We start from the raw sequence: 11,679 nt of genomic DNA on the forward strand, positions 1-11,679 counted from the left end.
GCGATGGCTGACGCGATGGCCACACTGCGCTTCTGCGCCTGGTGCCCCAATCTCTGCCGCAGCGCCTGGCCGGACGGAGCTCCGCAGCGCGAGGCGTCGACGCCGTCTGCGTTGTCTGCGCTCACGCTGATGCTGGCCGAACGGCGCGTGGCCCCCGATGCATCGATCGCCGCTGCCCTCGGCGACACGGCGATGGCGGAGGCGTGCCGCGCGGCCTGCCCCTACGGATACGACATCCCGGCAGCGGTCGCTGCCGTCGCGGGAGCGGCCCATGCCGGCTGAGCTCCTCCTCGGCATCGACCTCGGCGCCGGCTCTCTGAAGGCGACGCTGATCCGCACCGACGGCACGGTGGCCGGAGAGGCATCCGCCATCGTCACGACCCTCTCTCCACACCCGGGATGGAGCGAGCAGGACCCCGCCGGATGGTGGGCAGCGCTGGTCGATGCGGTGCCGCGCGCGATCGCGGCCTCGGGCGAGGGGGCGGGGGCGATCCTCGCGATCTCGTTCTCCGCCGGCGCGCATACCCAGGTTCTGGAGGACGTCGACGGTCGCGTGATCCGCCCAGCGATCCTCTGGAACGACCAGCGGAGTGCGGCAGAGACGGCGGAGCTTCGGGCCGGCCACGACGCGCGCATCCTCGCGCACGGTGCCAATCGCGCGAACCCGACCTGGACGCTGCCGCAGATGCTGTGGGTGCGCCGGCACGAGCCGGAGGCCTTCGCGCGCGTGCGGCGGATGTATCTCGCCAAGGACTGGCTCCGCACGCGGCTGACGGGCGGTTTTGAGACCGATACGATCGATGCGCTCGGCGCGCTGATGGTGGATGCGGCGAAGAAGACATGGTCGGCGGAGCTTTGTGGGCTCATCGGCTGGGATATGACGACGCTGCCGCCGATCATCGAGCCCACGGCACGCGCTGGCGTCGTCACCGAAGCGGCCGCGAAGGCCACCGGCCTCAAGGCTGGAACCCCCGTGATCTGCGGGACGTCCGACACCGCGATCGAGACCTTCGGCGCCGGCATGGTCGAAACGGGGCTCGGCTGCGTGAAGCTCGCCACCGCGGCGACCGTGAGCGTGCTTGCGCGTGAGCCACGGATCGATCGCGAGTTGATCAACTACTATCACGTGGTGCCGGACCACTGGTACGTGATCACCGCCACCAACTCCTGCGCCTCGGCGCATCGCTGGCTGCGCGACACGCTGTTTCCCGGCGAGAGCTTCGCCACGCTGGACGCGCTCGCCACCGCGGCGCCGCGTGGCAGCAAGGGACTGCTGTTCCATCCCTACCTGAACGGCGAGCGCTCGCCCTACTGGGACCCGAAGCTCAGGGCCGACTTCGTTGGCCTTTCCTTCGCGCACGGACGCGGCGAGATCGTCCGTTCACTCTACGAAGGGATTGCCTACTCGCTTCGGGACTGTACCGAGGTGCTGCGGAGCAGGGGGCTCGGCTTCACGACCGCGCGGATCACCGGCGGGGGTGCGCGCAGCGCCACATGGCGGCAGATCGTGGCCGATGTGCTCAATGCCACGATCGAGCTTCCAGCCACGGCGGATGCAAGCTTCGGCGCTGCCCTGCTCGCGGGCGTCGGCATCGGCGTGTGGCCCGATCCGGTAACGGCGGCGCGGGCGGCCGTTCGCATCGTGGCGCGGCACGAGCCGGATGCAGCGGCGGTGGAGGCCTATGACAAGGGCTTCACGTTGTACCGTCAGGCGCAGGCAGCGTTGGCGCCTGTCAACCACGCGCTCGTCGACGCGGCGCGCTGACGATGGCCTCGATCACGCTCGATCGGGTGAGCAAGCGGTTCGGTGGCCTCACCGTCGTCGATGCCGTCTCGCTCGACATCGCCGACGGGGAGTTCATGGTCCTCGTCGGACCGTCGGGCTGCGGCAAGTCGACGACCCTGCGGATGATCGCTGGCCTCGAGGAGAGCAGCGAAGGGCGCATCAGCATCGGTGCGCGCGACGTGACGAGGCTCGAACCGCGTGACCGGAACGTCGCGATGGTGTTCCAGAACTACGCTCTCTATCCACACAAGTCGGTGTACGACAACCTCGCTTTTGGCCTGCGCATGAAGAAGCTCGACAGGGCGGACATCGAGCGTCGGGTCCGGCGCGCCGCGGCGATGCTCGGCATCGAGCAACTCCTCGCCCGCAAGCCGCGGCAGCTCTCCGGCGGCCAGATGCAGCGCGTCGCGCTCGGCCGTGCCCTGGTGCGGGACCCCGAGGCCTTCCTGCTCGACGAGCCGCTGTCGAACCTCGATGCCCGCATGCGCGTTCAGACACGAGAGGAGATCGCCAAGCTGCACCGCGAGGTCGGCACCTCGATGGTCTATGTCACGCATGACCAGGTCGAGGCGATGACGTTGGGCGACCGGGTGTGCGCCATGCGCGATGGGCGGATCCAGCAGGTCGGCCCGCCGCTCGCGCTCTACGATCGCCCCGCGAATCGTTTCGTTGCCGCCTTCATCGGTTCCCCCGAGATGAACCTGGTTGAGGCGGATGTCGTGCCAGGGCCGACGGTACACATCGGCGAAGCCGTGTTGCCGTTGCCGGAGCATGGCATCCGACTGCCGGCACCGGGAAGCCGCATCACGCTCGGCATCCGGCCGGAACATCTGGCGGTCGCCGACGGCGCCGGGCCGCGCATCACCGGCACGATCGGCATGGTCGAGCGGCTCGGTGACCGGACGCTGGTCGGCCTCGATGTCGCTGGCATCATCATCAAGGCCCTGCTGCCGCGCGATGACGCGCTGGCGCCCGGCCAACACATCGCGCTGGCGCCCATGCCGGGCCGCCTGCATGTCTTCGACGGCGAGACGGGCGCGAGCCTTGCCGTTCCATGAACCATAACGGAGGAGACGTGACGATGAACAAGGGGACACAACCAGGCGGCGTTGGCCGCCGCACGTTGATCTCGGCCGGCACGGCTGCTGCTGCCTATGCGGGGCTGCCGATGCCGGCGGTGCATGCGCAGGTGCGCGAGCTCCGCTTCCTGAACGCAGAGCCCGGCATCGACAGCGTTCGTGCGCTGCGCGTGGCCGCCGCGCAGTACGAGCGTGAGCGCCGCGTCAAGGTGGTGATCGATACGGTGCCGCCGGGCGATGCGTATACGCGCATGGTCTCCGCCATCCGTGGCGGCAGGCCGTATGACATCGGAACGCTCATTTTCGTCGCGCACGTGCTGACGCTCGCGAACGAGGGGCAGCTCACGCCGATCACGGAGCTCGTCAACAAGCACCAGTGGGGCAAGCGCATCCTGTTCCCCATCGGCGGTCAGCACTACTGGTACATGTATGATTACAACCTCTGCTGGCTGTTCTACCGCAAGGACGTCTACGACCAGCTCAAGCTCGAGCCGCCGAAGACCTGGGCGCAGCTGCTCGACAACAGCCGCCGGTCGATGACTGAGGGCGCGACGCGCCGCTTCGGCTACACGACACCGATCGGCTCGAACGACGCGACGAACTGGATGAGCATCGGCCGTCTCTGGGCCGAGGACGTGAAGCTGTTCGACGACAACTGGACGCTGGTGTTCGACACGCCCGACATGCGGCGCAAGACGGCGGCTTGGCTCGACTTCTTCGGCGAGCTCTACAAGACGATGCCGCCAGGCCTCACGCAGGTGACATTCGGCAACATCCTCGCGCAGTTCGCCGCCGAGCAGGCGGTGCACGCGCCCTATGCCGGGCGGATGATCGAGTTCATCGAGCAGCGCGCGCCCCAGCTTGCCGACAAGTACGGCATGATGCCGTATCCGGATTCCGGTGGCGTACGCTCGGCCGTCAATGACCTTGCCCCTGAGGATGCCTCCGGTCTGCGGCAGAGTCCGTCGCAGGGAGACGGATGATGAAGCGATCGAGGTTTACGCAGGAGTTCATCAATCGTGTGCTGAAGGAGAACCCGGCCGGTGCGGCCGCACCGGATCTGTGCCGCAAGTATGGGATCAGCGAGGCGACGTTTTACGCCTGGCGTCGAAGTACGGCGGCATGGAGGTTTCCGATGCCCGCAAGCTGAATACCCTTGGGGAGGAGAACGCGCGGCCGAAGAAGCTGCTCGCGGAATTCATGCTCGACGTCTCAACGCTGCGGGAGATGTTGACAAAAAATGCTTCTGACGCCCGGCTCGCGGAGAACGGCAGTGACCTGGGCGATCGAGGAGAAGGACTACTCGCAACGGCGCGCCTGCCAGCTCGTCGGCCTGGCACCTAAGACGTATCGCTACGTCTCTCGGCGCCCCGACAATCACGAGGTCCGCATTCCGCTGCGAGCGCTGGCGAATGACCGCCAGCGCTTTCGCTACCGGCGCCTGCACATCCTGCTGGCGCGTGAGGGGCACCGGCTGAACCACAAGAAGCTGTTTCCGTCTGTACCGGGCGAAACGCCTTGGTGTACGGCGGCGTGGCGGTCGCAAGCGCGCGCTCGGCACGCGCGCGACGATGGTGGTGGCGCAGGCGATGAACCAACGCTGGTCGCTGGACTTCGTCTCCGACGCGCTGGCCTACGGGCGGCGGTTCCGCGTCCTCGCCGTGGTGGACGACTTCACCCGCGAGTGCCTGACGCTGGTGGCGGACAAATTCGCTGTCGGGGTTGAGCGTTGAGCGTGAGCTCAACCGGATCGTGGCGCTGCGCGGCCGCCCGGCGCTGATCGTGAGTGATAACGGCACCGAACTAACCTCGCGTGCGATGCTGCGTTGGCAGCAGGAGCGTTGTGTCGGCTGGTACTACATCGCGCCGGGCAAGCCGCAGCAGAACGGGTTCTCGAGAGCTTCAACGGCCGGTTCCGCGACAAGTGCCTCAACGAGCACCTGTTCAGCAACCTGCTCGCAGCGCGCCGGATCTTCGAAGAATGGAGGAACGACGATAACACGTCCCGCCCACACACGAGCCTGAACGGGCTCCCCTAGCAGCCTTTGCAACCCGCCCCGCATCGAGGCAAATGGAGAACAGGCTCTGCTCATGAACGAGGGCGCATCGAGGGCTAGGTCAGACGCCGACGCGGCCGATGTGCCACAGGGCCCCATCGGTCTCATTAACCATAAGAAATAGGGACCATAGTCGATTAACCGTTTTTTCAGAGTTCTCGCACACATTCGCGTTCGGCGACTTGGACAGGCCAAGTCGACCTTCGCGTAGGAACAAAACATGATGAAACGCATCCGCCTGCCTGCAGCCTCTGCTGTTGATGCTGGTAAAGTCCGCCTTGGCGGCATCATTAACCCGCTGCAGCGGGCGATTGCCGACAACGTCAGGGTCCGCCTCGGCGGCATCGCGCCAATCGTGTGATCCACTTCTTTCGCTGCTATTTTCGCTGGGGCGCCAAATGTGTTCGAGGCTTGGTGAGGTTGAGTTCCGCCAAGCCTCGAACTTTACCTCGGAGCCAGCTTCGTTGGAATCGCAGAAGCCTGAGGCGCACCGAAGGGGCGTGCCTTTTTCTGGGGCAATGGTGGTGCGAGTTACCCTTTCAACCCGCTGTTCCGCTGCGAGAGGCAAGAGGACCATAGCTGCCCGAAATGTTCTCAATAGGAATCCGCCCTGTGTCGAAAACCTTCGATCCCGGAACAGCGACCCGCGCCAAGCACTGGTTGGCACCGCACAACCCTCTGGTCACCTTCAACCGCATGATCGGCACCGCCCGCGCCCCCCAGCGCGCTGACCGCTCGGGCGCAGGCACGCTGCCCACGCGCGCCTTCCGCTACTGCGAGGCGGTGACCACCGCGACGGGCCTTGGCTGGTACGTCTTCCCCCCGATCGGCCTCACCTTCCTCTGGGACGGCTCGCAGGTGTTCTGGACGTGGGATGGCGGAGAGGAGCACGGCTTCCTGCCGCTGTCCGTCGCGCAGTTCCCGGGCTTCGCAGACACCTTCGATGCCGCGGCACCCGAGAAGGTGCGCGGCTATTCGCCGCCCTTCGTCGCCGCGCTGAAGGAACCTGGCGTGGTGCAGATCTGGTCCGGCCTGATCGCCCGCACTGCCCCCGGCTGGAGCCTTCTGGTCCGCCCTCCCGCCAACCTGCCGCGCGCGCCCGGCTACGAGGTGTACGAGGGCGTGGTCGAGACCGACCGCTGGTTCGGCCCCCTCTTCACGAATATCCGCCTGACGAAGACCGACGTGCCGGTGCGGCTCGACCCCGACTTCCCCTTCGCCACCGCCGTTCCCGTGCCCCGCATTATGTACGCCGAGGAGCTGCAGAACTCAGGCCGCGTTGTCGCCGACATCGCGACGATGACCGACGAGGACTGGGCCGACTACCGGGCGACCGTCGTCGAGCCCTCCATCGATCCAGAGCGCAACCGCGGCCGCTATGCCAAAGAGGCGCGCAAGCGGCGCAGCAAGGGGCTATGCCCCTACGCGGCGGCACCCCAGGCCACCGCCTAAGCCTCTCTGTTGACGCGCCCGGAGCGATCATATCTGCGCATCCGCGGCAATCGTGCTGCGCGCGGCCCTTGTACATTGCGGTTCGGCGCAGGATGACTCAAGTGGTTCCGTCGCTACATGACGTTGACTAAACCGCCGCCGCGTCAGCTTGCCCTGCTATGGATTGAGCGGCTCAGCCGGCTGAAGCCCACGACCAGTCCTGCCGCTGCCCCTGACCCCGACCCGATGTTCCCGCGACGTGCCTGAGCGCGTCGGCGAGTTAACCCGGCGGGCGACACCTAGCGGCACTGCCTGGCGCCGCTGCCGCGCACAGAGCGTGTCTCTCGCCACGCGTGCGCGGAGAGCCAACATGACTGGGGCGTGCGCGACACACTGCAGGGGCGATCGCTGGAGGCACGTAGCGACGGCGCTGCCCTGACCATTCCGCGCGGGTCGCGGTCACCGGATCGTTATCAGGCGTTAGCCGCCATTTTCGGCAGCATTTACAACGTTCTGACTTAAAATCTGTGCTTCGGCTGACACACAAGTGCCTGCACCGGTAACCACTCGTTAACCTTTAGGTAAAAACATACGTGGGCGTTGGGAGGAAAATCGGGAGAACGTCAGCCGATGCTTGATTTCATCGAGAACACGCAGAACGCGCGACACAGCGCAGACCAAGCGGAAATGCAAGACATCATCCGTACCGTCTGCGTAGCGCTAGACCTATCAGTTCCAAACGCGAAGCTGACAGCTGAAGAGGCCCATCTCCGTGTAATTCTTTTTTCCCAAAGGAAGCTCCTGGAGATGTCGGAGCGCCTGATCTCAAGCACCGCACCCAGCCGGCCCCTCGGTTCCGTCAGTCATAGGGCGCTCTAACTCGCGCATAATGTAGCCGCTGCCCCAAGCTGTCGCGATGACGTTCGGGCTGCCCGCATTAGCGAGCTTTTTACGCAGCTTGCACACGAAGACGTCGACGATCTTGATCTCGGGCTCGTCCCTGCCGCCGTAGAGATGCGTCAGGATCGCCTCCTTCGACAGCACCATGCCCTTGCGGGTCATCATGAGCTGGAGGATCGCCTGCTCCTTGCCAGTTAGGTGCACGTGCCGCCCGTTGACTTTGCAGTCATGCGACTGGAGGTCCATCTCGACCGGGCCGGCGCGCAGCGTCTGGTCGGCGAAGCCCGAGGCGCGGCGGACGATCGCGAGAAGCCGCGCGACCAGCTCCTGCGGCTCGAAGGGCTTGGTCAAGAAATCGTCGGCGCCGAGGGTGATGCCCTTCACGCGGGTGGCGCTGTCGCCATGGCCCGAGAGCATCAGGATCGGCGTGGTGATGCGGGACGTGCGGACGCGGCGGACGAATTCGAGCCCGTCCATGTCCGGCAGCATGCGGTCGAGCACCACGGCGTCGTAGGTGTAGGTCCGCAGGTGGTCGAGGCCGTCTTCGCCGCTGCCGGCAATATCGGTCGTGATCCGGTGCCCACTCAGCAGCGCGGCGACCGATCGTGCAACGACCAGCTCGTCTTCAACGAGAAGCATACGCATCGCCGTTTACCCTACGCCCAACAGCTGCACAACTCATACGCGAGCATTAAGGCAGCGACGGCGTGCGAGTCTATCGTCAACCAACCTTGGGTTGCATCATGATGGCGATTTAACGCTTTTTCCCGAGTATCAAGCAGCGTGATCCCAGTCGATCCAGGGATGGGTCACCGGTTCCGAGATTTTTGCTGCGGCCTAAGCCTTTGGGTAGCCTCGGTCTGCACGCGTCATTCTTCCACTTTTTGCGCTTCGCAACGAGGCGCGCGAGGCCGGTCCCGCCGGTGTGCTGCAACGGTTTCTCCTACGGGCTGCGCAGCAAGGCCGAGACATCGCTGGCGGCACGCGTGAGCGAGACGATGACCCGCTGGGCCTATGCAGCGGGAGGAAGGCGCCGCGTTTACGGCGGCCGCAGCACCACCTCCGGATCTGCCCCGCCGCGCTGATGAGCGTCTGCGCGACGGGATCGTTGGTCGCAATGCCCTGCTGCACCATGATGCGGTCCGCGAGTGCGGCGCGGCTGACGGGAGCGAACGCGAGCGGGACGACTGCCTCCCAGATGCCTGCGGCCTAGACGCCCTCCGCCACCACCGAGAGCTGCACGGGCACGTCTGGTAGCGATCCAGGCTCGGCATAGGGCTCTGACATGGCGCCAGCGGTGGCCAGGGGCGTCTCGCACGGTATCGGCCGTAACTGCCTCCGCCGCCAGCAACGGCTGTCGCTGTGAATTGCGGCTGCAGAGACTAAGGGCTGCGTGGGGTTCAGAAAACCTCGTCCAGGCTCATGCACATGCGTTGGCCGCTTGTCGGGGGAACGATCCATTAAGGTTTGCACGGCATACCTATGTCCGCAGGCGGCTGGATCGGCCAGTCGCCACTGGGAAAAAGGGGTTCATGCAGATGACGAGCAAGCGTATCCGCGTTCCGGGGCTGACGACCGACGCCGGCAAAGTTCGCCTTGGGGGCATCATCAATCCCCTCCCTCGTTCGGTGGCTGATGGGGGCCGGGTCCGTCTCGGCGGGATTGCGCCGATCGTCTAATGCCGTGTCTTCAACCCGCCACGTGGAGGCGCGTGGCGGGTTCAACTGCTCTTTCCTCGCATGACCGTTGGACGATTCCACCGAAGCCACTTTGGTCCTCGACACGTCTCCCATAATGCTCATGCTTGGCGCCCTGGGTCGTGTAGCACGCTAGCCAGAATACATGCGCCAGCCTTCGGCAAGCCGCGCTGGACTTGGTTAACGCTGACGTGAATACGAACATTAACCGTTCGACAACTTCTTTGGCGGCACGCTTACGTGTGTGTCGGTCGAGGAGGCAAGCACGTGCGGGACCTCATTCGCGATCCATATGCGTTTCTAGCGCGTGCCACTGCGCGTGAGGCCTGGAACGAGTGCAACCTGACGCGGGCGGCCCTCGGCTTGCCCAATTCGGGAACCGAGGCTGAGAGATCCGTGACACTCGTCGGGCAGTTGCTGTGCGTCAGCTCCTGGTGGACGAGCAAGGCGGAAGACGCAGTCATGGAGCACTGCCCGGCCTGCCCGGCCAGGCACTATTGGGAACTGCGCCCACGAAGGCATCGCTGACGCCACCGTCCGGCTCGGCTCCGAAGGCGCGGACAAGCGTTCAAGATCGGATCCCGAAGCTGGCTGACGCCTATCATCGGCGCGGAGAATCCGCGGCCGACTGAGCTAGGCGCCAGAACGCCGAGTGCGCTGCCCTGGAGCGGGGCTCGGCCTCCTAGGGGCCCGTGGTCGGGCTCTACCAAGGAGAGCGCTGACGCTGACGAGCGTGTCGGACACCAACCTCACGTCGGGCATGTGGGGCGCGTACATTCCGCCTTAAGCAGATCATCTGGCTCGGGTACCTGGATCGAAAGCCCCAGTCACCGCGAAACAGGCGCTGCCGCATGCGATGCTTCGATCCACGCCCCCGAGGAGCCGATGCCGCCGAGCGCCTGGCGCATGTGCTGGCGCCGCAGTTCCGCTTTATGCCCCTGCAAGGGGGCGATCGGGCGAGGGGGGCGACCGGGCTGGGCGCCGCACCCCGCCGAACTTCGGCCAGTTTCGATCCACGCCCCCGCGAGGGGGCGACTCGCCCGTGGTACCGCTTTTGACTCTGCCGTCGAGTTTCGATCCACGCCCCCGCGCCGGGGGGGGGGGGGGCGGAGGCGACCATCTCCATTTATCTCTGCCTCGCGCCAGGAATGTTTCTATCCACGCCCCCGCGAGGAGACGACGGCCAAGTCAGAACATGTACTCCGCCAAAGAGAATCTATCGCAATCCGCGAGCCCTCTGATGCGCCTACAAAAATCGACAGTACGAATTATCGGGTGAGGTAATTTTGCAGCGTTAAAAATGCTGTATCATCTTCCACAACACGCCAGGGTGCATAGACACTATGGGTATCAGAATATGCGTCAGATCAAGAGCGGACCACTAAGGACGGGCACAGCCTTAGCGGCGATGCCCTGGCCCCCGCGAGGCCCATCAGCGCCAAGGCGATAGAACAGCGGGCTATCGGCGTTGGGATCAACCTCAGACACCAATCGCGTTCGGAGCAGTGCCCACTGCGCCGGGTCATCCTCGCACTCGCACACTGGCTCCTGCACCCGCTGCCCAAAATCAAAGCACGCCCAAGCCACGCGGTGAAGCTACCAGCGTCCAGCGGCGACGCGCTGCACCGCTGGCCCGGCGGACCGCAACGGGAGGCAGCGCTTCGGCTCGCCCGTCACCTCGTGCAGTCGCTGGCCACCGGAACCGCTCCTGCGGCCCCCGACGACTCGGCAGACGATGCCTGGGCATGGCTCGCATCGCGCCTCTCGGAGGACTGCGATCCCGAGGAACTAGGGCCGGCTCGTTTGCTGATGCACGTCCTCGCCGAGCGCTCGGCGGCGCCGACCGAGGCCCAGGTGACCTGGGCGCAAGCCTCCGTGCGCTGTCTCGCGAAGACAGGCCAAGCAAAGCGGACCTTTGGACCTTCACGGAAGCGGTTATCCGAACCGCCGTGGCGGACCGCGGAGCCGCAGAGGCGGCGCTCTTGCCGCTCCTTTGCCCCAAACGCCTTCAGCGGCGGGGCGAGATCGACTTTGGCTGTTTCGCCCACGAAGCTGCCCGATTGGCGCGCGAACTACCCGGCCTCTACGACCGCGCGGTCACCACCGCCATGCTCGTTCCGAAGCCTGGGAGGGACTAGCCGACCGACCTGTCCGGGAGCCACATCCTCCCCCTGACGTCCAACAGGCGGCAGGACTTTGAGCACGCTGTTTGGCAGCTTCTCCAGTGCTTCGAATGCTTTGCCACCGAGTGTCCCGCCGCTGCGTCGCGGGTGGCGGTGGAGGTCACCGACGCAGCGGTGCCCAGCAGACTGCCGCCCCGCTGGACGCTGGCGTTCCGCGCCTTCGGGGATGACAGGAGCGTCCACGCGCTTCCGCGCTGCCAGGACCAAGTCGATGACCTTCTGGCGGGGTGGCGCCGGGGCATTGCCGCCCGCCTCGGCCGCGGGCTCGACGAGAGCACCCTCGACGCGCTGCGAGTGGACGCATCGGGCAGGTCCGGCGCCCTTGGGTCACCCTGCTGGAGCTTTGCGCCGACAATCCGGAGGGCCTGCACGAGCATCTCGCCGAGGCGTTGGTGCCCACGGTGCTCGCGGACTTCCGGCTCGGGGAGGCCGTGACCCTGCCCCCTGGGGTGCCCTCGGTTTGAAGTAGGGTCCGTCGAAAGGGAGACGGACGATGCGGCGATCGCGGTTCACGCAGGAGCAGATCATTGGCGTGTTGAAGGAGCA

General features: G+C 65.8%; 8 protein-coding genes and 1 pseudogene. 7 read left to right on the plus strand and 2 right to left on the minus strand.

The features are described from left to right. Positions 1-3: 3 nt before the first annotated feature. The 7 genes and pseudogenes from Q0C38_RS07060 to Q0C38_RS07090 all read left to right on the plus strand — a co-directional run bounded on the left by Q0C38_RS07060 (position 4) and on the right by Q0C38_RS07090 (position 6,374). Complete coding sequence (locus Q0C38_RS07060; protein WP_291296367.1) at positions 4-282, plus strand: hypothetical protein; 279 nt, start codon at positions 4-6, stop codon at positions 280-282. After that, positions 272-1,765, plus strand: coding sequence for a xylulokinase (gene xylB, locus Q0C38_RS07065; RefSeq protein ID WP_291296368.1), 1,494 nt, complete (start codon positions 272-274; stop codon positions 1,763-1,765). Before Q0C38_RS07060 ends, xylB begins: the two co-directional genes overlap by 11 nt. Positions 1,766-1,767: 2 nt before the next feature. Continuing rightward, entirely contained in the window at positions 1,768-2,844 is a 1,077-nt protein-coding gene (locus tag Q0C38_RS07070; RefSeq protein ID WP_291296369.1) for an ABC transporter ATP-binding protein, read from the plus strand. Between the two features lie 23 nt (positions 2,845-2,867). Beyond that, positions 2,868-3,848 carry an ABC transporter substrate-binding protein gene (locus tag Q0C38_RS07075; protein WP_291296370.1) on the plus strand — a complete coding sequence of 327 codons (981 nt, stop codon included), beginning with the start codon at positions 2,868-2,870 and terminating at the stop codon, positions 3,846-3,848. Beyond that, positions 3,848-4,960: pseudogene (locus Q0C38_RS07080) on the plus strand (IS3 family transposase). Before Q0C38_RS07075 ends, Q0C38_RS07080 begins: the two are co-directional and overlap by 1 nt. A gap of 182 nt (positions 4,961-5,142) precedes the next feature. Further along, positions 5,143-5,283: a hypothetical protein gene (locus Q0C38_RS07085; protein WP_291296371.1), complete on the plus strand. Its 141-nt coding sequence runs from the start codon at positions 5,143-5,145 to the stop codon at positions 5,281-5,283. 335 nt (positions 5,284-5,618) lie between these two features. After that, entirely contained in the window at positions 5,619-6,374 is a 756-nt protein-coding gene (locus Q0C38_RS07090; RefSeq protein WP_291296372.1) for a DUF6065 family protein, read from the plus strand. Between the two features lie 804 nt (positions 6,375-7,178). Here the strand turns inward: Q0C38_RS07090 and Q0C38_RS07095 are convergent. Together Q0C38_RS07095 and Q0C38_RS07100 are read right to left on the minus strand one after the other, a co-directional pair. Next, positions 7,179-7,898 (minus strand): response regulator transcription factor, encoded by a 720-nt coding sequence (locus Q0C38_RS07095; RefSeq protein WP_291296373.1) that lies wholly within the window; start codon positions 7,896-7,898, stop codon positions 7,179-7,181. A gap of 2,414 nt (positions 7,899-10,312) precedes the next feature. Further along, entirely contained in the window at positions 10,313-10,537 is a 225-nt protein-coding gene (locus Q0C38_RS07100) for a CRISPR-associated endonuclease Cas2 (protein WP_291296374.1), read from the minus strand. Between the last annotated feature and the right edge of the window lie 1,142 nt (positions 10,538-11,679).

This window comes from Elioraea sp. (assembly GCF_022842375.1).
Classification (GTDB): domain Bacteria; phylum Pseudomonadota; class Alphaproteobacteria; order Acetobacterales; family Acetobacteraceae; genus Elioraea_A.